The organism is Salmonella sp. 32100201201700099SM, assembly GCF_017572645.1.
GTDB classification, from domain to species: Bacteria; Pseudomonadota; Gammaproteobacteria; order Enterobacterales; family Enterobacteriaceae; genus Salmonella; species Salmonella enterica.
Window position 1 is genome coordinate 46,906 of record NZ_JAGERQ010000001.1, and the last position, 20,221, is coordinate 67,126.

Here is a 20,221-nt window from a genome sequence, read left to right on the forward strand (position 1 = left end):
CGTTTCTCCGCATTGCCGTGTCGCCGTTAACGCACCGGGAACCCATGGGTTCCCGTTATTGTCGGCAGAGATTTTACTGCATGACGCGTTTATCTGCTTTTTTTGCATCAGCGGTATTACTGTAGTCCCTGGTCTCTTCAACCTGTACAGGAGCTCTGACGACCAGACTTGGCAGCGCCAGTTCGATATCATTCTCAATGAGTTTTTCAATAATACGGATATTTATCTCTTGCTGAATATCCATGTATTTATTGTAATCCGCGGTATTGACGATATGCACCACCTCATAGGTCAGCCGATCCTGACCAAAGGCCAGTAGATGGGCGCGGTCGAATTGTGTTTCGCCGACATCGGTAATAATCTTTTTCACCATATCGCCGATGAGGCGTAACTTTTCCGGCGGTGTCGCAGTGGCGATGCCAAAAGTAAACACGATACGACGCGTTTGCATCCGCTTATAGTTGTGTATGGTTTGCTGCAACAACTGCGCGTTCGCACAAACGATCTGTTCGCCGCTGAGGCTACGGATGCGAGTGGTTTTCAAACCGATATGTTCAATCGTACCGGCTACATCATTAAAGACGACGAAATCGCCGATCTCGAAGGGCTTATCGAAACCAATCGACAGCGAAGCGAAGACATCGCTCAGAACGGTTTGTACCGCCAGGGCAATAGCAATACCGCCCACGCCGAGGCTGGCTACCAGTGCGGTAATATCCACTCCGACGTTCGCCAGGATGGAGAGCAACATCATAGACCAGACGAGCACGCGCAAAATCATACCAAGAATGACTAACGTCACCGGGTTTTTATTGGAGCCTGGGGCATACAGTAAATGACGCATCCATGACTGTACGCCCTGATCAAGCCAAATCGCCATTTGAATCGCAACCACTAAAAACCAGGCGTGAGAGAGGGGAGAGAATAACCGGTCGGGCAGGGCGACAAAGCGCAGGCTAAAGAGAAATGCGGCAAAAAAGATGAGCATCTTACTGGTCTTTTTCAGCATCTCGAAAACAATAGGCCGCAGCCGCCCATGAGCATCATCCTTTTTATCCGGGCGTTGTAGCGCTTTATAGACCACATTAAGTAGCCAGTTGATGAGCCAGTAAGTAATGAGGGTGACGAAAAAAACGACCGCCAGATTGATCCAGAACGTCGTTGACATCAGCATCGCAACGATATTTAGTCGTGCTAAATACTCCATTTTACCTCCGATGAAAAGCAGATGAACATTACAGTATAGACGTCACATCACGGAGGCCGATTTCCGGCTTTACTATTGCTGTTTTATTCAGCACTTTTGTTCAAAAAGTATGAAAAAGAGGGGTAGCCGTTTGGCTATCCCGGCGTTTCTGTGCAGACTTATCTACTCCTCTTAATAAAATAAGGAGTCATTTATGCAACAAGAACATCGTGAGTGTATTGAGCAGTGTTATGAATGCGCGGCGGCGTGTGATATCTGCGCCTCTTCTTGTCTGCGTGAAGATAACGTCGAAATGATGAAGCACTGCATCCAGTTAGATATGCAATGTGCGGCCATTTGTCGCCTGGCGGCGCAATTTATGGCATTGGAAAGCGAGTACTCACAAAAATTATGCCGCCTGTGCGCGGATATCTGCAAAGCCTGCGCCGAAGAGTGTGCAAGGCACGATCACGATCATTGCCAGAATTGCGCGCGGGCATGCAGCCAATGCGCAGACGCCTGCCTTAAAATGGCCGCGTAATTTTTCTTCCGCCATTAGCTCAACCGGATAGAGCATAGAGCTTCTACCTCTAAGGTTCGGGGTTCAATTCCTCGATGGCGGACCAGTTGATATCAAAAAAGGCCACCTGCGCGGTGGCCGCTGAGTTTCTGTTGAAATAAATGCAATGTTATAATATAACAATCATCTTTCTAAGAAAGATGAGGGGAACGTTTTGGTGATTCATTTAAAAAAACTGACAATGCTTCTGGGAATACTGTTGGTGAATAGTCCTGCCTTCGCGCATGGTCATCATGCTCATGGCGCGCCGATGACGGAGGTTGAGCAAAAAGCGGCAGCGGGCGTGTTTGATGATGCTAATGTACGCGATCGCGCGCTCACCGACTGGGATGGTATGTGGCAATCCGTCTATCCTTATCTGGTCAGCGGCGAGCTGGACCCTGTCTTCAGACAAAAGGCGAAGAAAGACCCGGAGAAAACGTTTGAGGATATTAAAGCGTATTATCGCAAAGGATACGCGACGAATGTTGAGACTATCGGCATTGAAAATGGCGTTATAGAATTCCATCGCGACAATAACGTTGCATCCTGTAAATACAATTATGCCGGCTATAAAATTCTGACTTACGCATCGGGTAAAAAAGGGGTGCGCTATCTGTTCGAATGTAAAGATGCGAATAGCAAAGCGCCTAAATATGTTCAGTTTAGCGATCATATCATTGCCCCGCGCAAATCGGCGCATTTCCATATCTTTATGGGAAATACCTCGCAGCAGACATTGTTGCAAGAGATGGAAAACTGGCCTACCTATTATCCTTATCAGTTAAAGGCGAATGAGGTCGTTGACGAAATGCTACATCATTAAGTCTGATTGCAATGTTAAAAGCTCGCTATGAATAGCGAGCTTTTTTTCTGCCGTTATGCCATATTTCTGGCAATCAATATAAAAAATACCTGCGCCCCCGGAGCAACGATGACGCTGTCCATACCGCCCTCGATTCAATGCCAAACGGAAGCGGCGTGTCGCCTGATTACTCGTGTCACAGGCGATACGTTGCGTGCTATTCATTTATATGGTTCCGCTGTCGCGGGCGGTCTGAAGCCAAACAGCGACATTGATCTGCTGGTGACAATATGCCAGCCGCTGACGGAGACCCAACGCGCAACGCTGATGCAGGAATTGCTGGCGCTTTCATCGCCGCCGGGGGCGTCGGCAGAAAAACGCGCTCTGGAGGTCACTGTCGTGCTTTATTCGCAGCTGGTCCCCTGGTGTTTTCCACCTTCCAGGGAAATGCAATTTGGCGAGTGGCTAAGAGAGGACATTTGTCAGGGGATTTATGAACCAGCGCAACAGGACTGGGACATGGTGTTACTGATAACCCAAATTCTGGAAACCAGTATACCGCTAAAGGGAGAACGCGCGGAACGGCTGTTCACGCCAGCCCCTGCGGCGCAGTTGCTGAAGGCCTTGCGTTATCCCCTCGACCTTTGGCAATCTACGGCAGATGTGCAGGGAGATGAGTATCATATCGTTTTAACCCTGGCGCGTATCTGGTACACTCTTTCTACCGGGAGATTTACCTCTAAGGATGCGGCGGCTGACTGGCTGTTACCTCAGTTGCCAGAAGATTATGCTGCCACGTTGCGTACGGCGCAGCGTGAATATTTAGGTCTGGAGCAACAGGACTGGCATATTTTGCTGCCTGCGGTCGTACGCTTTGTGGATTTTGCGAAAACGCACATCCCCACGCAGTTCACATAAGATGCCCCAGGACGTCTGTCAGGTTGCGCAAACGGCGTTCCTCAACTACTACTTAATAGGTTCTCATCGCTGAAGTAAGCAGATGATCTTATGCGGGCCATCGAATGGATATTCCCACATGGCTCTCGTTTTGTTGAGGTGGATATGACTGGTTCCGCATCATCTGTTTTAAAGACAGATACAAGACTATTGAGCGAAAACCTGTTTCTTAATTATGGTCTGGAGTCCTTATTTAAGGACGTCGCAATAATAGCTGGTAACGTAAATTATATTATTTTTGATATCGACGATTACTACACCGTACAGCAGTATATTACTTCCACATTTAAAACGGTACTCATTGGAATTGTTACCCATAATGAATATAACTTTATTGATGAACATCATGCTATATATCGAATAAAGGTCGATGCCTCTATTGCTGAGTGGCGTGAGTTACTGATTTTGGCCGCTGCTGGTCAATTTTTTCCCAGGTCAGAGAAAGTCAGATTAACGGCGAATGAAAGAAATGTTTTGGCGATGCTTGTTAAAGGAATGGATATCCGACAAATAAGCTGTGAGCTGAATGTACATTTAAAAACTATTTACTCAGTACGCTACCATGTTCTGACTAAATTAGGTTGTAGAACAGTTCTGGACTATCAAATACTGTCCGTTTCTAAAGCCTTTACGCACTGGCTTACAATAAATAATGTTGATAATGTAATTTCCCGTGTAAATAGTAAGGTCATTGCTTAATAATGATTTGCTTCTGATGGCGTTTAGGTTCACTATGCTTTCTTACATCATCATGAGGCCAGACAGGCATGGCTACTTTTAGTATTAGCGCAATGGCGGCGCAGTGTGGTGTCACAACAGCAAATATCAGGTCCTGGGAACGCTATGGCCTGCTTCAACCTACCAAAGATGAAGCTGGCAATCGTTTTTATTGCATAGAAGATGCTATCAGAATACAGCATATTATCGACGCGTTAAGCAAAGGCTTTTCATTAAAAGAGATTAAACCTGCCCTCTATGGTGAAGAAACGCATTGCCGCTCGGGATGGTTATTCTACCAGGAAGAGATTTTAGCGCAGTGTAGAAAATTCGAACCCGCCAAATTGCGAAAATTACTCTGGCGTTATGGTCGGGAAATTCCGCCGTGTATCGTAATTGAGTCAATACTGCGTCCTTTACGGCTGTGGTTGTCCGCAGGCGATGATGATGCACGCCGATTTGAAAAGGCATTACTGGATACTGCGATTATTGAATACGCCACGTTTCAGCTAAGTAGCGTACGAAAGGCGCCAGCAGGCACAATGCTTATTGCTGCGTTTTCGCTGAACGACCCCATTGAGCTATGGCTGGAAACGATTAAATATTGTAGTGAAGGTATGCGAGTTGAAGTCATCCCCTGGCAGGCGCCGATGCCCGATCTTTTATCAACGTCTTTCGAGCATATTGTTCTGTGGCATGATGAGACATTAACTCCCGCGCAGGAAAATCTTATTCAGGCTTTAAAAGAATCGGGTAAATTTAGTCTTCATGTGAAAAATGGCTCAGGCTTAACATTACTGCCAGCCGTATATCGGCAGCATGAGATGCCAGAAAGCATGCAGCATGTTGCACCGCAAATCCATGCAAACGGCTACGAAAAATCAGGCACCGCACGTTGAGGCATCTGCATTATTAACGAACAGGGGAGGAGTAAACCCCTCCCTTGTTTATACTCTTCATACTCCAAGTTACTTATGTGTTGGCTACGGATTACTCGGCCCATCCATGGGCCTCGCCCTGACGGGCCGTCGCACGCGACGTTCAAATCTGCTCCCGGCAGATTTGTCGTTCACCCCAGTCATATAGTTATCTATGCTTCTGGGGACTCACTCCCTTGCCGCCTTTAAGCAACTCGAATTATTTTGGGTATATATTAGATGTCGTCAGGTGTCTGAAACAAAACGGCTTCTAAGGCATTACGGTAAATATCAAGCTGCACTACGTCTTTTTCTGTTTCCAGTTTTTCAATAAGTTTGGCGATGATATCCTTATTTGAGACATGCTGCTGCGATTGCAATAGTTCGTAAGTAATTTCCTGAATAGCTCGCTGTTCACATAACATATGTGCAGAAAAAGGATTGCCAGTACTATTTTGTTCGTTGACTAGTGTAATGGTAGTCATATTTCACCATATTCGATGTAAATTGAAGCCGATCTCCCTGAGCGGGGGAGAGAAATTAGTGACCTATTAAAGTTAGACCTATATCATAAAACTGTAATAAAAAATCATAAAAACGTGATGCGCATCACATTTGTGTGATTTGTTGTATATTTTATACACTTTAAATGAAGGTGAAGATTCCGCAGAATCAACGGCCTGTTCTTTTTTCTCACTCCAGTTTAAACGAATAAGCATTAATACCCATCTGTAATAATTACTTAATGTTATCTTAATAAAGGTAAATTACTGTCAGGCCTCCGTAAAAGGAGGTTGATTAATGATTCGTCATATCGCCATTTTTCTTTGTTCTTTATTGATGTGCAGCACCACTTTTGCCGATTCGGTAACGTCGGTATCGCTTGGCGCGCTCTTAACCGCGCTCAATGAACGCATGTTATTAATGAAAGATGTGGCTGCTTATAAAATGAAGCACCATCTGCCGATAGAGGATTTCACACGTGAACAAAATGTTTTTGCCGAGGCTGAAGAAGAAGCGAAAAATAACGGTCTGGACCCGCATTCGATAACCCCTTTTATTCGTTCGCTAATGGATGCCAGTAAAGCGATACAGTACCGCTATTTAGCGCAGTGGCGAACCGGCCCAGAACCCTCCTTTCCGATACAAACCTTGTCGGTCACCCGGCAACGTATTCGACAACTTGATAATCAAATGTTGATCATTATCAGCCAGCGCCTGATGGTCGGCGCTTTCAGCCATGAGGATATGGTGTGGCTGAGAACGCACTTTAATGCGCCGAATCTGAATGAGAGCGATATCAGTGATGTGTTGGCAGCCCTATCTTTGGTGCGACGCGCGCGTTAATCCCCCATGAGGAAACGTGGGCCAATACCTGGTGATTGCCTGCGGGGGCGCGATATAAAGAACGTTTTTGGGTGATGGGGATATAAGCGTGGCGGAATAGCGGCTGGAGAGACGTGGTTTCGCTTCCCATCTTTCGGTGCATTCGTTAGCATACTGTTTCGCAGCTAAGCGTAAATGTTTTCAGGAAGAGGTTAATGTGTTCGCGGAGTATGGTGTTCTGAATTATTGGACGTACCTGGTCGGGGCGATTTTTATCGTTCTGGTACCGGGGCCGAATACGCTTTTTGTGCTTAAAAATAGCGTGGGGCGCGGGGTTAAAGGAGGATATCTTGCCGCATGCGGCGTGTTTATCGGCGATGCGATATTAATGTTTCTGGCGTATGCGGGCGTGGCGACGCTGATCAAAACAACGCCGGTTCTGTTTAACATTGTTCGCTATCTCGGCGCGTTTTATCTGCTCTACCTTGGCGCAAAAATCCTTTACGCCACTCTGACCTCAAAAGGGCGTGCGGCGACGGAAACGGTAGTTCCTTTTGGCGCTATTTTTAAGCGTGCTTTAATTCTTAGCCTGACGAATCCTAAAGCCATACTTTTTTATGTTTCCTTTTTTGTGCAATTTATTGATGTTACTGCGCCGCATACTGGTGTGTCATTTTTTATTTTGGCCACCACCCTTGAAATCGTCAGTTTTTGCTATCTGAGCTTTTTAATTCTTTCTGGCGCTTTTGTAACCCACTATATTGGTACCAAAAAGAAACTGGCAAAAGTGGGCAATTCTTTGATTGGCCTTCTTTTCGTCGGGTTTGCCGCCCGCCTGGCAACGCTCCAGTCTTAACCCTCCCGGACCCGTCGTCAACGGCGGGTCATTGCTCTCCTTTCGGTTTTATTGCGTGGAAAACAGCAAAATAGTAACCAATAAATGGTATTTAAAATACTGTTTTTGGAGCGTAACCTTTTTACGACAGCGATGAGATTATCGCTGAGTAACCTGCGTGAAGAGGGAAGCAAATGCGGCAAATTCCACAAAATCATATTCATACACGTTCCACGCCATTCTGGAACAAAGAGACGGCGCCTGCCGGAATTTTCGAACGCCACCTTGATAAGGGAACGCGACCCGGCGTTTATCCTCGCCTCTCGGTGATGCAGGGGGCGGTCAAATATCTCGGATACGCTGATGAACATTGCTCTGAGCCGGAAGAGATCATGGTGATCAATGCCGGCGAGTTTGGCGTGTTTCCTCCGGAAAAGTGGCACAATATTGAGGTCATGACGGATGATACCTATTTTAACATCGACTTTTTTGTCGCGCCGGAAGTACTGATGGAAGGGGCGACCTCACGAAAAGTCATTCATGCCGGGAGAGAATAATAATGGGAAAAGCCACTTATACCGTCACGGTCACGAATAATAGCAACGGCGTCTCTGTGGACTATGAAACGGAAGCACCGATGACGTTGCTGGTACCTGAAGTTGCAGCAGAAGTTGTGAAGGATTTGGTCAATACCGTGCGTTCCTACGATACCGAAAACGAACACGACGTTTGCGGTTGGTAAGGATCTTGTAGTATCTATTTGATATAAAGTGATTTTTTAAATCAGAAGCCGCATCGCGCGTCGCCAGCGTGATGCGGTTTTTGCGTATTGAAAAGCGCTGTTTATTTACATCAGACATGGGTTGAAAAGAAACATTAAGAAAACATTAAGAATATCGCATTGTTTGCTAATGAGAGCGTATTCATAAAACTTATGATTGGGTATTAAAAACCAGAAGAGTCTTATAATCATGAAACTCGATACCCGATTAACTTCGTCAGCACTTACTCTTGCGCTTGCCGCTGTGGTCATCCCGTTTACGGCGGACTGGCAATTGCCTTTGCTTAACGGCGTGGTGGTCCGATGGATTGAAAACGGACAAGCGTTATGGTTACTGTTTGGGGCGCTATTTACCGCCTGGTATATACGGCCACTTTCCCGTCCCGAAGGGGCAAAGCAGTTTTGGCTATGGGCTGTTGTCTGGTGGGTGGTGCTATTGGGTAGAAGCACCAGTTGGGGGCGTGACTATTTCCCTGACGAGCCGCGTATGCTGTTCAGAACGATTTCAGTGATATTAATTGCTGCGTTAGTCTTGCCAGTCCTGTTTTCTGCCGGGCTACGTAAGGAGATTGTTCGTCGCCTACGGGACGCTCCTCTGCCATTGTGGCTGTTTACCGTGACGGCATGTTCATATCTGATTTCCGACACTGTCGAGCATCATCGGTGGTTGTCGCCGATATTCCTGCATAACGCTCGTTACACAGATTTGATTGAAGAGCTTTATGAAGTGCCATTTATGATCGGTTTGTTTATGGTGACCGTGGTGTTTATGCAGCAGGACAAGCAGGATGAATGTACTGCGCTGGAGATGACCCCGTATCACGCAAAATAGCGCGGCTGAAAAAGACCATGAATTCGACATGGGATAGATAGCGGTTAGCAAAAAAAGCCCGCACTCGGTGAGGCGGGCAAATAATACTGGAAGCAATGTGAGCAATGTCGTACCGAACAGGTGGGTTATAAACTCAACTACTCGGTGTTGATAAAGATAATCGTTATCATTAATGATTGCAACCCTGATATTTATGCGCTTTTATCCACGGCGCTAAAAGGTGATGGATATCACAAACTTCACTTTCCTGACGATGTGCTATTCTTTTTAACGGCAAATAAACCGCTAACGTTAAGACATAAGTGAGGAAAAAATGGGCATTCTTTCATGGATTATTTTTGGACTTATTGCGGGTATTTTGGCTAAGTGGATCATGCCAGGTAAAGATGGCGGCGGATTCTTTATGACGATCATTCTGGGGATCGTTGGTGCGGTAGTCGGAGGATGGATCAGTACGTTCTTTGGCTTTGGCAAAGTGGATGGTTTCAACTTCGGCAGCTTTGCAGTCGCGGTGATCGGCGCGATTGTCGTGCTGTTAATCTACAGAAAAATCAAAAGCTAAACGCAGAACTTTCAGAGATAATAAAGGCTACGACAGGTAGCCTTTATTATTCAAAATGAATTTACCACCAGCCCAGTTCGGTACCCGCCACCGCAATTAGCGCGATGCCCATCAACACCATCGTTGTTTTCCTCATGGTTATGCTCCCGGCGCGGCGTAACCGCCAATAAAAAACCATGCCAAAAATAATATTGCCGTAATGAAAATGACGACAGGGAAGAGGATACCCACTCTCATGCTATTACCTTCACTGTTCAGGGGGCGCCAGAATAGCAGGGTTTTCTCAGCGACAAAAGGTCGGTTGCTTTGTGACAGGGCGTGGTTATTACTGACTTAACCCGGGATAAACACCCACTAAAGCGCTGACAGAAAGTATGGAAATAGCGTACCCGCCAGGTTATCCTGGACAAAATATCGCTTTAAGGAGTCGTTATGAAATTTACGTGGATTGCGTTGCCAGGCGTATTGCTGCTGAGCGCTTGTTCATCGTCGCAACCCAACGCCCCCAAGCCGCCGCGTATTGGGATGCCTAATCCGGCAGCCGTCTATTGTGAGCAACAAGGCGGTACGCTGATGCCGGTGCAGACCCCACAAGGCGTGCGTTCCGATTGCAAATTGCCCAATGGCGAAATCATTGATGAGTGGACATTATGGCGCAGAGAGCACCCTGATACGAAAAAGTGACAACCTGCGGTCCGACGGGATATGATTAAGAACAATCTGATAATGAGTTTCATGCGGCGCAAGAAAATATGTTTCAGTTAAAGCCGGGCGCGTTGGCAATAGTTATTGGCGCTAAGACAACCGCCGGACGGCGGAATATTGGTAAATCGGTTGAGCTATTTTGCCTGTGCCAACCCGGAGATGAATTCATTAATCCAGTAAATGGACACGTCACCTTACTGCCGAAAGAAGCGCCTCGGGCGCTGTGGCTGGTCACGGGCGACGTAGCCTCCGCCGATGGTCAGCACGGTTTTGCCTGGGTGCGAGCAGAACATTTGATGCCGTTGTCCCCGGACAGACAACCAGGCCAGGCGGCGGCACGACAATCACAGCTCTCGTAGCCACTCTGCCAGCACAATGGCATGGTTCTGGCGAGTATCTTTAGCGGCGTATAGCAACGTTAGCGGTTGGTGTCGGGCAATATCCGCCAGCCGTTTGCCTTCTTGATGCTGTTGTGCAAGTTCTGCCCGGTATTGCTGCGCGAAGTGGTTAAAATCAATCAGTTCGCTATGAAAGGCTTTGCGCAATTCGGTGGAGGGCGTAATGGCCTTATTCCATTCATCATAGACCAGCGCTGCTTTTTTAATGCCGCGTGGCCATAGCCTGTCAACCAATACCCGATAACCATCGTCTTTTTCCGCCGGGAAATAGACGCGCTTACACTGGATTCGCATTTTTCCCTCCTGTGATGGTGTCGCTTACGGTACTTTTGTCGGATAGCGGTAATGATTTTAATGGATCAGGCCTGATAAACGAAGCGTCATCAGGCATTCAAGTGGGTATCAGGTTTATTTATGACGCTATCTCTCGATCGCGTCCGGCGTAGAGGCCGAAAATCGCCATGATGATAGCCAGAACCGTCACGCCTGACAGCGGTAGATACCAGCTACCGCTGGCATCATGAAGTTTTCCCATGACGGGCGGCCCACATGCCGCCAGTAAATACCCGACCGACTGCGCCATGCCGGAAAGCGCCGCCGCCTGATGCGCCGAACTGGCGCGCAGGCCGATAAACGTCAGGCCGAGGATCATCGTCGCGCCTGAACCGAAGCCGAACAGTAGCGTCCAGATGATCGCCTGGCCCGGCACAAACCAAAGCCCCGCCGCGCCCACTGCGCACAATAGTGAGACCAGCGCGGCAATCCAGCGTTGATCGTTAAAGCGATGCAAAATAAGCGGAATAGCTAACCCAGGCGCCGCGGTCGCCAGTTGCAGCAGGCCATGTAGCGATCCTGCCTGTGCTTCGCTGTAACCGTGGCTGATGAGTATTGTTGGTAACCAGCCGATAATTACATAATAAATCAGTGAGTTAAGTCCCAGAAACAACGTAACTTGCCAGGCTAAAGGCGAACGCCAGATACCGCGTTCATGTAATGCCCGGGAGCTACTCAGGTTAGCTGAGCGGGTAGTGCGCCACTGCGGCAACCAGATAAGAAACGCCAACAGCGGAAACAGCATCAGCATTAACAGCGCGCCGCGCCAGCCAAAACCGTGCAACGCCAGCGGAACCACCAGCGCAGACCCCAACGCGGCGGCGGCGCCCATCGTCAATGAGTACGCGCCCGTCAGCCTGGCGACATGTTGTGAAAAATCGCGCTTAATCAATCCTGGTAGCAGCACATTACCCAGCGCTATCCCGCACCCAATAATGGCAGTTCCGGCAAACAACAATGCAGCGGAGGGCAGGGAGCGGAGAGCAATACCCGCGCAAATCAGCAGCATTGCGGCAAACAGACTGCGTTCCATCCCAAACCGGCGGGCAATACCGGCCGCCAGCGGCGAAACCAGTGCAAACGCCAGAAGCGGCAAGGTTGTTAGCAGGCCCGTCTGGGCGGTGGAAAGACCGTAATCCGAACGGATTGTCTCCAGCAACGGCGCAGCGCCGGTAAATGTTACACGTAGCGTAGTGGCTATCATCAAAATACCGGCAATCAGTAAAGCGCCCTGTTTGCCGCGTGGTGAAAGGGCTGTCGTCATCGTTTTCTCATCTTGTCAGGCGAGGCGATACCTTAACAGTTTTTACTGTTTGGATGAATCAAGCTAAAATGACAATTTATCGCTAAAATCGGACAATATAATGATTGGTCTGAGACTGGACGGTTACGATCCCGACCTTCACCACGATGCCGCTGTGGCCTTTTGTATTCGCGCCAGGGATGATGAACTGTTTAGCCCTCGCCATCAGCATCGCAAGGGACAGTTGATTCTCGCTCTGCACGGCGCGATTACCTGCGAGGTGGAAAATGCGATGTGGATGGTTCCGCCCCAGTATGCCGTCTGGCTCCCCGGCTCGCTGCCGCACAGTAATCATGTGACCGCAGGGGCGGAACTGTGCTTTTTATTTATTGAACCTGCAGCGGTCGTCATGCCGGAGCGTTGCTGCACGCTGAAAATTTCGCCGTTATGCCGGGAGTTGATTTTGTCGCTGGCGCGCAGAACCGATTCCGAAAGAGCGCAAATGCCAACGCAGCGCCTTATTCAGGTGTTGTTTGATGAACTGCCGCAGCAGCCGCAGGAACAATTGCAATTACCGGTATCGGGGCATCCTAAAATTCGCCAAATGGTTGAGACAATGGCGCAGGAGCCCGCGCGATGGAATACGTTAGGGCAGTGGGCCAGCGTATTCGCGATGAGCGAGCGTAACCTTGCCCGGCTGGTCGTCAAAGAGACGGGACTAAGCTTTCGTCGCTGGCGTCATCAGTTGCAATTAATTCTGGCGCTACAAGCGCTGATCGCGGGGCGTAATGTACAACAGACGGCGCAAATGCTGGGTTATGATTCCACCACGGCATTCATTACCATGTTTAAAAAAGGCCTGGGGCAGACGCCAGGCCAGTATCTGACGGGCGAGTTACTGCTTCCCCACAATTAAAGAGACCAGCCCCGCCGCAATCAGTGGGCCGACCGGCACGCCGCGAAACAGCGCGACGCCAAGTACCGTACCGACCAGCAGCCCGGCGACGAGCTGCGGTTGGTTTCCCATCAGCGTAATGCCGCGACCACCCAGCCAGGAGACGAAAACGCCGACGGCAATCGCGACCAGCGATTTCCAGTTCACAAAAGAGTGGATCAATGTGGAGGGCGGTAGGGTTCCGCTGGCGATGGGAGCCATTACGCCGATGGTCAGAATGATAATCCCGACGGTGAGTCCCTGTTTTTCAATCCAGGGAAAAAAGGTATTCAACGGGGTTACGCGGACAATAATCAGCACCAGAATTGAGACGGCGACAGTGGTGTTGTGGCTGATAAATCCCAGAGCTGCCAGTCCGAGCAGGATCAGCAGAGTGACATCAAACATTATGGTTTCCTTGCCAAAAAGTAAGCCTGACTACTTTACGCCCAAACGGGAAAGCGCACAGGCCTTTTTAACGATTGATGCGGATTTCAGGCAACTGCCTGAAAGACAATCTCTACGTGAAAAACGGCGTTATCATTAAATTGTCATCAACGCCGCGTATTGCTAACAGGTGAACCGTCATTGTTGTCTTCCTGAGGATACAATTATGTACGATCCACCGTTTCTTGAAGCGCTGATGATTACGGCGTCGTTTTTCGCCATTTTTATCATTATCGTTGTGTCTGTATTGCTCCTTGAAGGGGAAGGGGACTAAGCCGTTGGCGATGACTGAAAGCGGCGGAAGACTGCCAGTTCTGGTCGGGCGATGCGCAGATAGTCCTGTGTATTCATAATGACTGATTTTTCCAGCAGGCCGGCATTAAAGGCAATTTCATCGAAACGCTCAAACAGGAGCGGATCGGCGACCAGTTTCAGATTAGGGTGAAAACTGAAAGGCGGGATCGCGCCAAAAACGCAGCCGGTCAGCATATCGACTTCCGCCGGGCTGGCAAGGGAAGCGCGTAAGCCGCCCAGATGTGAAGCAAGCTGAGAGAGGTCGGCTTGCTGATCGGCCGCCAGAATAGCAAGAACGTGCTGGTTTACGCCGTTGCCTTTGACTTTACAGACCAGCGCTTTTGCGCCCTGGTCCAGCGCAGTACCGCGTATTTCAGATACCGCTTCGCATTTTCCTACCGCTTCATGGCTCACCACACGATAGCGCGCGTTTTCCTGGGTTAATAAAGCCACTAAACGTTGGTGTGTAGCAATACCCTTCGCGACTTCAGTCATTTCGGCCATTTCTCACTCCTGGTGCAATATGAACATTTACTGCGAAGCACTATGATGAACGATGTTGTTTTTGTTGTTTGTTCAGATAGAGCTGCGCATCGGAAGCCTGGTAGGCATCATTAATCGTATCATTGGGCTGCATATTATAAATCCCGGCGGAAAAATGGACTGTCTTATCCGGTGCGATAATTTGCAGGTTACGAATAATACGCTCCGGCAGATGGATAGCCAAATCCGCCGCGTAATCAACAAGAATAATACAGAACTCATCGCCGCCGAGGCGAATGGCGTAATCGCTTTTACGAATCGATGTTTTAATCGCTTTCGCTAACAGGGTAATGATTCGGTCGCCTTCCCGGTGCCCCTGGGTATCGTTGATCAGTTTTAACCTGTCGCAATCAATAGCGACAAATGTTACCGGCGTCCCGGCATTGACCAGGCGTTGCAATCGCTGTTCCAGCACCGGTGTTAATATTTTACGGTTGTAAAGCCCGGTCATGGCATCGCTAATATTTTCGCGTGTGACGTTGCGATAAAGCCGAAAGTGCATCCGTACCATATTAAGCAGGAGCGCCGTTGCCAGTAAGTAAAAGGCCAGCGCTTTCCAGGACGAGACAAGGAAATAGGTTAAATCAAGGGACAACGAAACGCGCAGTCCACCAGGGATATCATGGCTATAATTCACATATTGAAACAGATTATTTTTGCTTTGATTAATAAGAATTTCTTTTCCGGAGTCCATGTCCTTTAGTGTTACGTTAAGATAACGCCAAACCAGCGGACGGTCCTGGGTATAAAAAATATTTTTTAAATTATCCTGGTTAACATCCACCATCACGATACCTTTTAACGTTCCCGCCAGATAGACTGGCGTTAAAAAGCTCATGACGTTTTCCTGGGTAATATCATCCATGTAAATACTTGAAATAACCGTACGGCCGGTAAAAAGTTTATCTATATCTTTTCTGTTAATACCCATTGTGCCTTTTTGTAAAAAAGTCCAACGATGCATGGCGAAGCGCCGTGAGTTGATTAAATCATAGAAATAGACATAATGTTTATTTAAATCAACGTAATAACGGAATTTAAGCTCCAGTGTGCCCAACCCGTGACTGTGGTCGTCCTGCGAACGGTTGATGCTTACCGCCTGATCAAATGCAGGCAGTAAAAGGGCGTCATCAAGATTATCGGTACACTGTGTAGCGGCGGTTTGCAGGGTACCATGTAGCGCCGGATAATTATGCCGGGTCAGGTTGACACCGTGCGTACCGTTAATAGCCTCAAAGGCGTCGCAAAACGCGCGGCGTTTTTCTGCGGTGACGGGGTCTCCCGGTGCTTCAAAAGTTCGCATCAAATGTGCGGCGATGCTCTGATTCTGGTACTTATCGTACAAAAACGACGAATCGGCTCTCTCCATGATATAACGCATATAGGCATTCATTGCCCTGTCGCTGGCAATAAGTTCGTAAATCAGGAAGGACGATGTCAAAACGATGACGCTTGCCGAGATAAAGTGCCTGAGCGCTTTATGATGCAAATTCATGATGAACTACAGCCCTGAAAGTCGGATGCGTTAGTTTACCATAGCGATGAGAATTCCTCTAATAGACTGTTTAAAAATAAAACGCGTTGATGTTATGGAATAAAAATCATTCTCGGTTTAATTACGGCAATAATTCGATGTGTTGATATTTTCAATGGTTATTAATGGTAGCGAAAGTAAATTTCAGGTAACGATGTTACGTTATTTCTTTTAAAAATAGGAAAACCATTATTATTACCGTGAAAGGAGCGTCGAGCGGTAAGGATAATCTATTTATTCTCTTATTCCTGTAGGGGGAATGATGAAAAAGTTGAAAGAAATGGCTGCTATCTCGCTTTTTACACTATTGGCTGCGGGTTTTTCCTCATCGGTTATGGCAGACGACCAGGCGCCTGAAAGAGTTCCAGTAGCTGAAGTTAAGCCCGTTGGTGAACATGTACACTGGTGTACTCTCTTTGATCCAGATGGTATGGAGTTGCCGCCGTTGCCAGGCATGGAATGGCCGTGGTGTTTGTAATATTAACGCAAAGGCATAGCGCTAACGAATCAATTTGTAACATAGGTCAGAACAGCTTTATTCATGCTATACGCGAATAATGATATCAGTTGCGAAGGGTGAACGTTAAGTTGCTAATAAACCTGCCCGTAATAACAACGGGCAGGTTTAGGGTTATGCACTTTGATTGGCGCTCTGTTTCTGAAACAATTCGCGGAATACCGGATAAATATCCTCCTGATCGCGAATATGCTGCATGGCGAAGTTATCGAACGTCGCCTGCAGATGTTCATACTCGCGCCATAAGGTCTGGTGGGCGCGGCGGGTAATCTCGATATAGCTGTAATAGCGCACTACCGGCAGCAGCTTTTTCGCCAGAATCTCATGACACAGCGGTGAATCGTCGGCCCAGTTATCACCGTCTGACGCTTGCGCCGCATAGATGTTCCACTGACCGGGGTCGTAGCGCTCTTTAACCACTTCGTCCATGAGTTTAAGCGCGTTGGAGACAATCGTCCCGCCGGTCTCTTGCGAATAAAAGAACTCATGTTCATCCACTTCCTTCGCCTGGGTATGGTGGCGGATATAAACCACTTCTACGTTCTTATACGTTCGGCTCAAAAACAGATAAAGCAGAATGTAAAAACGCTTGGCCATATCTTTGGTTGCCTGGTCCATCGAACCCGAGACGTCCATCAGACAGAACATCACCGCCTGGCTGGAGGGCTCAGGTCGTTTTTCATAATTTTTATAGCGTAAATCAAAAGTGTCGATAAACGGCACTCGCTCGATTTTAGCCCGTAGTTCGGCAATCTCCCGACGTAACCGCTCCTCTTCAAGCAGTTGCGCTGGTTCGCTTTTGCTGATGGTCTCCAGTTCCGTTTCCAGCGCGTGCAGTTCGCGGCGTTTTCCTGCCGTCATTGCTGTACGGCGCGCCAGAGAGTTTTGTAGCGAACGTACCACGCTGATATTGGCCGGTACGCCGTTTGAGGTGAAACCGGCGCGGTGAGTTTTATACTCGTTAAGCTGGCGATGCTGGTTTTTCTTCAGATTAGGCAGCGCTAAATCTTCAAAGAGCAGATCCAGATACTCATCTTTTGAAATCTGAAAAACAAACTCATCCTGGCCTTCGCCGTCCTGGCTGGCCTGACCTTGACCGCTGCCGGAACCGCCGCCGCCACCGCCTTGCGGACGCTCAATGCGATCATTCTGGATAAAGTGATCGTTACCCGGATGGACGCGATGGCGCAGACCGCCGCGCCCCTGATGAAACATCGGTTCGCTAATATCATCGGTTGGAATAGAGACGGACTCTCCGCTGTCGACATCGGTCACAGAGCGTTTATTAATCGCTTCGGAAATCGACTGCTTAATTTGTGCTTTATAACGGCGCAAAAAGCGCTGGCGATTCACCGTGCTTTTATTTTTGCCGTTAAGACGTCGGTCTATGAACCAGGTCATATGCCCCCCGTACTGCCAACTGAGCGCCTGTTCTGTCAGTGCCGGATAGCGCTAATGCTTAGCCAGTCTACAGAACATTACTTTGTAGGCCCGGTAAGCGCAAGCGCCACCGGGCATTAACATCACGACGATTTACGCACGCGCAGGTACCACTCGCACAGCAAACGAACCTGCTTACGGGTATACCCTTTTTCCATCATCCGATCGACAAAGTCGTCATGCTTTTTCTGCTCGTCAGTCGACGTTTTGGCGTTAAAAGAAATGACCGGCAACAGCTCTTCAGTATTAGAGAACATTTTTTTCTCAATCACCGTGCGCAGCTTCTCGTAACTGGTCCAGTTTGGATTACGGCCGCTATTGTTGGCTCTGGCGCGCAGGACAAAGTTTACTATCTCATTACGGAAATCTTTCGGGTTACTGATACCCGCTGGTTTTTCAATTTTTTCCAGTTCGGCGTTCAGCGACTCGCGATCGAACAGTTGACCGGTATCTGGGTCGCGATACTCCTGATCCTGAATCCAGAAATCCGCATAAGTCACGTAACGATCAAAAATGTTCTGCCCGTACTCAGAGTAAGATTCGAGATAGGCCGTCTGGATCTCCTTGCCGATAAATTCGGCGTATTTCGGGATCAGGTAGCCTTTCAGGAACTCCAGATAACGCTCAGCTTGCTCCTGCGGGAACTGCTCGCGCTCGATTTGTTGTTCCAGAACGTAGAACAGATGTACCGGGTTTGCCGCCACTTCTGTATGGTCGAAGTTGAATACGCGGGAGAGGATCTTAAAGGCGAATCGGGTGGAGAGACCGTTCATCCCTTCGTCCACACCCGCATAGTCGCGATACTCCTGGTACGATTTAGCTTTGGGGGCGGTATCTTTCAGGCTTTCACCGTCATAAACGCGCATTTTCGAGTAAATACTGGAATTTTCCGGCTCTTTCAGGCGGGAAAGAATCGAGAAGCGCGAAAGCGTTTCCAATGTGCCCGGCGCGCAGGGCGCATGAGCCAGCTCGCTATGATTAAGTAGTTTCTCGTAGATTTTGATCTCTTCGGAGATTCGCAGGCAATAAGGCACCTTCACAATATAGACACGGTCGAGGAACGCTTCGTTATTTTTATTGTTACGGAAAGTCACCCATTCAGATTCGTTTGAGTGGGCAAGTATGATGCCATTAAAGGGCAGGGCGGAAATACCTTCCGTGCCATTGTAGTTACCTTCCTGAGTTGCGGTCAGCAAGGGGTGCAGCACCTTAATAGGCGCTTTAAACATCTCGACGAACTCCATGATCCCCTGGTTAGCGCGGCACAGCGCGCCAGAGTAACCATACGCATCCGGATCGTTCTGGGCGTGATGTTCGAGTTTACGAATATCCACCTTGCCGACCAGCGCCGAAATATCCTGGTTGTTTTCATCGCCGGGTTCCGTTTTGGCGATGGCAATCTGCTCCAGAATGGAGGGCCAGACTTTCACCACGCGGAATTTAGTAATATCGCCGCCAAACTCATGCAGGCGTTTGGCCGCCCACGGGGACATAATCGTACCGAGATAGCGGCGCGGAATACCGTACTCTTTTTCCAGAATCTGCGCGTCTTCCTGCGGATTAAACAGGCATAACGGATGATCGTTGACCGGACTACGCTCGCCGTTGGCGCTTAAAACATAAATTGGCACGCGCTGCATTAGCGATTTTAGCCGTTCAGCGAGCGATGATTTGCCACCCCCCACAGGTCCCAGCAAATAGAGAATTTGCTTCTTCTCTTCCAGCCCTTGCGCCGCATGTTTCAGATAAGAGACAATCTGTTCAATCGCGTCTTCCATGCCGTAAAACTCTTCAAACGCAGGATAGCGAGCAATAACCCGGTTGGAGAAGAGTCGGGAAAGTCGGGGTTCCTGGGCAGTGTCGACCATATTAGGCTCGCCGATAGCCATTAATAGCCGCTCTGCCGCGTTGGCATAAGCACTGCGATCTTGCCGACAAATGGTAAGAAAATCCTGCAGTGTGAACTCTTCGTCCTTGGCAGCTTCGTAACGCTGGCGATAGTGATCGAATATATTCATGATATGCCATCCTTTCGTTTTTTCGCACATGTTAAGAGCCGTTCATATGAATAGTAGAGGCTCCCGGAAGAAGTAGACTGAACGCCGTCTCTGCTAAGGAAAAAAAGCAACTCTCATGCCATTTTATTGGTCAGAAGATCAACGTGTCCGGTGATACACCTTCTTAACATTAAGCGTAGATGGCATTTGCAAAACTTGCCTGTACGCGTCAGTGGATTTCGATGACATATCAATAACTCATCAGGTAGAAAAGGCTGGTGGATATCAGAAAAAGCGTTCCCGGTCACATAACGATCATCAGCCGATCATCTGAAAATAATCGGTGGTGGTGATATTAA

General features: G+C 48.4%; 27 protein-coding genes and 1 tRNA gene. 17 read left to right on the forward strand and 11 right to left on the reverse strand.

All coding sequences use genetic code 11. The features are described from left to right. Nucleotides 1-73: 73 nt before the first annotated feature. The gene (locus tag J4685_RS00230; protein WP_000456060.1) at nt 74-1,207 is read right to left on the reverse strand and encodes a mechanosensitive ion channel family protein; all 1,134 of its coding nucleotides are present in this window, start codon (nt 1,205-1,207) and stop codon (nt 74-76) included. A 193-nt stretch (nt 1,208-1,400) separates the two neighbouring features. Between J4685_RS00230 and J4685_RS00235 the strand changes: the two genes are divergently transcribed. The 6 genes from J4685_RS00235 (at nt 1,401) to J4685_RS00260 (ending at nt 5,123) form a co-directional block, all read left to right on the forward strand. Continuing rightward, on the forward strand, nt 1,401-1,727 hold the full coding sequence (locus tag J4685_RS00235) for a four-helix bundle copper-binding protein (RefSeq protein ID WP_001183699.1): 327 nt from the start codon (nt 1,401-1,403) through the stop codon (nt 1,725-1,727). An 8-nt stretch (nt 1,728-1,735) separates the two neighbouring features. Then, nucleotides 1,736-1,812: transfer RNA gene (locus J4685_RS00240), tRNA-Arg, on the forward strand. 111 nt (nt 1,813-1,923) lie between these two features. Continuing rightward, nucleotides 1,924-2,571 carry a metal-binding protein ZinT gene (zinT, locus tag J4685_RS00245; protein WP_016504863.1) on the forward strand — a complete coding sequence of 216 codons (648 nt, stop codon included), beginning with the start codon at nt 1,924-1,926 and terminating at the stop codon, nt 2,569-2,571. Nucleotides 2,572-2,679: 108 nt separating this feature from the next. After that, on the forward strand, nt 2,680-3,468 hold the full coding sequence (gene aadA, locus J4685_RS00250) for a cryptic aminoglycoside nucleotidyltransferase ANT(3'')/ANT(9) (protein ID WP_000175807.1): 789 nt from the start codon (nt 2,680-2,682) through the stop codon (nt 3,466-3,468). Between the two features lie 144 nt (nt 3,469-3,612). After that, on the forward strand, nt 3,613-4,206 hold the full coding sequence (locus J4685_RS00255) for a helix-turn-helix domain-containing protein (RefSeq protein WP_001562706.1): 594 nt from the start codon (nt 3,613-3,615) through the stop codon (nt 4,204-4,206). A gap of 68 nt (nt 4,207-4,274) precedes the next feature. Continuing rightward, the gene (locus J4685_RS00260; protein ID WP_000190263.1) at nt 4,275-5,123 is read left to right on the forward strand and encodes a MerR family transcriptional regulator; all 849 of its coding nucleotides are present in this window, start codon (nt 4,275-4,277) and stop codon (nt 5,121-5,123) included. A 254-nt stretch (nt 5,124-5,377) separates the two neighbouring features. Here the strand turns inward: J4685_RS00260 and J4685_RS00265 are convergent, their stop codons facing one another. Further along, entirely contained in the window at nt 5,378-5,626 is a 249-nt protein-coding gene (locus tag J4685_RS00265) for a biofilm/acid-resistance regulator YmgB/AriR (RefSeq protein ID WP_000208086.1), read from the reverse strand. Between the two features lie 78 nt (nt 5,627-5,704). Beyond that, a complete protein-coding gene (locus tag J4685_RS00270; RefSeq protein WP_000908466.1) occupies nt 5,705-5,860 on the reverse strand; it encodes a hypothetical protein in 156 nt (51 codons plus the stop codon). Between the two features lie 82 nt (nt 5,861-5,942). Here J4685_RS00270 and J4685_RS00275 point away from each other — a divergent pair, with 82 nt between their 5' ends. From J4685_RS00275 to J4685_RS00300, 6 genes are all read left to right on the forward strand, one after another. Continuing rightward, the gene (locus J4685_RS00275) at nt 5,943-6,488 is read left to right on the forward strand and encodes a chorismate mutase (RefSeq protein WP_000617983.1); all 546 of its coding nucleotides are present in this window, start codon (nt 5,943-5,945) and stop codon (nt 6,486-6,488) included. A 196-nt stretch (nt 6,489-6,684) separates the two neighbouring features. After that, on the forward strand, nt 6,685-7,323 hold the full coding sequence (leuE, locus tag J4685_RS00280; protein WP_000457190.1) for a leucine efflux protein LeuE: 639 nt from the start codon (nt 6,685-6,687) through the stop codon (nt 7,321-7,323). A 173-nt stretch (nt 7,324-7,496) separates the two neighbouring features. Continuing rightward, entirely contained in the window at nt 7,497-7,859 is a 363-nt protein-coding gene (gene yeaR, locus J4685_RS00285; protein ID WP_001248993.1) for a DUF1971 domain-containing protein YeaR, read from the forward strand. A gap of 2 nt (nt 7,860-7,861) precedes the next feature. Further along, nucleotides 7,862-8,044 (forward strand): DUF1869 domain-containing protein, encoded by a 183-nt coding sequence (locus J4685_RS00290; protein WP_000513733.1) that lies wholly within the window; start codon nt 7,862-7,864, stop codon nt 8,042-8,044. 229 nt (nt 8,045-8,273) lie between these two features. Next, entirely contained in the window at nt 8,274-8,915 is a 642-nt protein-coding gene (locus tag J4685_RS00295) for a hypothetical protein (protein ID WP_001532438.1), read from the forward strand. 313 nt (nt 8,916-9,228) lie between these two features. Further along, the gene (locus tag J4685_RS00300; RefSeq protein ID WP_000512149.1) at nt 9,229-9,477 is read left to right on the forward strand and encodes a GlsB/YeaQ/YmgE family stress response membrane protein; all 249 of its coding nucleotides are present in this window, start codon (nt 9,229-9,231) and stop codon (nt 9,475-9,477) included. Between the two features lie 138 nt (nt 9,478-9,615). Here J4685_RS00300 and J4685_RS00305 read toward each other — a convergent pair whose 3' ends face one another. Continuing rightward, nucleotides 9,616-9,714 carry a YoaK family small membrane protein gene (locus tag J4685_RS00305; protein ID WP_001589065.1) on the reverse strand — a complete coding sequence of 33 codons (99 nt, stop codon included), beginning with the start codon at nt 9,712-9,714 and terminating at the stop codon, nt 9,616-9,618. A gap of 195 nt (nt 9,715-9,909) precedes the next feature. On the opposite strand from J4685_RS00305, the gene J4685_RS00310 reads away from it, so the two are divergent. Further along, entirely contained in the window at nt 9,910-10,161 is a 252-nt protein-coding gene (locus tag J4685_RS00310; protein WP_000673489.1) for a DUF333 domain-containing protein, read from the forward strand. 68 nt (nt 10,162-10,229) lie between these two features. Beyond that, nucleotides 10,230-10,541, forward strand: coding sequence for a hypothetical protein (locus tag J4685_RS00315; protein ID WP_000487135.1), 312 nt, complete (start codon nt 10,230-10,232; stop codon nt 10,539-10,541). On the opposite strand, the gene J4685_RS00320 is transcribed toward J4685_RS00315, so the two are convergent. Together J4685_RS00320 and J4685_RS00325 are read right to left on the reverse strand one after the other, a co-directional pair. Then, nucleotides 10,527-10,874, reverse strand: a complete 348-nt coding sequence (locus J4685_RS00320; protein ID WP_001222527.1) for a DUF488 domain-containing protein — start codon at nt 10,872-10,874, stop codon at nt 10,527-10,529. The genes J4685_RS00315 and J4685_RS00320 overlap by 15 nt on opposite strands. 118 nt (nt 10,875-10,992) lie before the next feature. After that, a complete protein-coding gene (locus J4685_RS00325) occupies nt 10,993-12,177 on the reverse strand; it encodes a CynX/NimT family MFS transporter (RefSeq protein WP_000205341.1) in 1,185 nt (394 codons plus the stop codon). 100 nt (nt 12,178-12,277) lie between these two features. Between J4685_RS00325 and J4685_RS00330 the strand changes: the two genes are divergently transcribed. Continuing rightward, nucleotides 12,278-13,072 carry an AraC family transcriptional regulator gene (locus J4685_RS00330; protein WP_000579798.1) on the forward strand — a complete coding sequence of 265 codons (795 nt, stop codon included), beginning with the start codon at nt 12,278-12,280 and terminating at the stop codon, nt 13,070-13,072. Here J4685_RS00330 and J4685_RS00335 read toward each other — a convergent pair. Next, complete coding sequence (locus J4685_RS00335) at nt 13,052-13,498, reverse strand: DUF441 domain-containing protein (protein ID WP_000460698.1); 447 nt, start codon at nt 13,496-13,498, stop codon at nt 13,052-13,054. The two genes, J4685_RS00330 and J4685_RS00335, sit on opposite strands and share 21 nt — an antisense overlap. 205 nt (nt 13,499-13,703) lie before the next feature. Between J4685_RS00335 and yoaI the strand changes: the two genes are divergently transcribed. Then, nucleotides 13,704-13,811, forward strand: a complete 108-nt coding sequence (gene yoaI / locus J4685_RS00340; protein WP_000272239.1) for a small membrane protein YoaI — start codon at nt 13,704-13,706, stop codon at nt 13,809-13,811. On the opposite strand, the gene J4685_RS00345 is transcribed toward yoaI, so the two are convergent. Together J4685_RS00345 and dgcJ are read right to left on the reverse strand one after the other, a co-directional pair. Then, complete coding sequence (locus J4685_RS00345) at nt 13,808-14,326, reverse strand: YbaK/prolyl-tRNA synthetase associated domain-containing protein (protein WP_162467023.1); 519 nt, start codon at nt 14,324-14,326, stop codon at nt 13,808-13,810. The genes yoaI and J4685_RS00345 overlap by 4 nt on opposite strands. A 49-nt stretch (nt 14,327-14,375) precedes the next feature. Continuing rightward, nucleotides 14,376-15,869, reverse strand: a complete 1,494-nt coding sequence (gene dgcJ / locus J4685_RS00350; protein ID WP_001048660.1) for a diguanylate cyclase DgcJ — start codon at nt 15,867-15,869, stop codon at nt 14,376-14,378. A 298-nt stretch (nt 15,870-16,167) separates the two neighbouring features. On the opposite strand from dgcJ, the gene J4685_RS00355 reads away from it, so the two are divergent. Next, a complete protein-coding gene (locus J4685_RS00355) occupies nt 16,168-16,386 on the forward strand; it encodes a hypothetical protein (RefSeq protein WP_000976279.1) in 219 nt (72 codons plus the stop codon). A gap of 153 nt (nt 16,387-16,539) precedes the next feature. Here the strand turns inward: J4685_RS00355 and J4685_RS00360 are convergent, their stop codons facing one another. Next, entirely contained in the window at nt 16,540-17,826 is a 1,287-nt protein-coding gene (locus J4685_RS00360) for a YeaH/YhbH family protein (protein WP_000219716.1), read from the reverse strand. A gap of 122 nt (nt 17,827-17,948) precedes the next feature. Continuing rightward, entirely contained in the window at nt 17,949-19,883 is a 1,935-nt protein-coding gene (gene yeaG, locus J4685_RS00365) for a protein kinase YeaG (RefSeq protein ID WP_012532511.1), read from the reverse strand. Between the last annotated feature and the right edge of the window lie 338 nt (nt 19,884-20,221).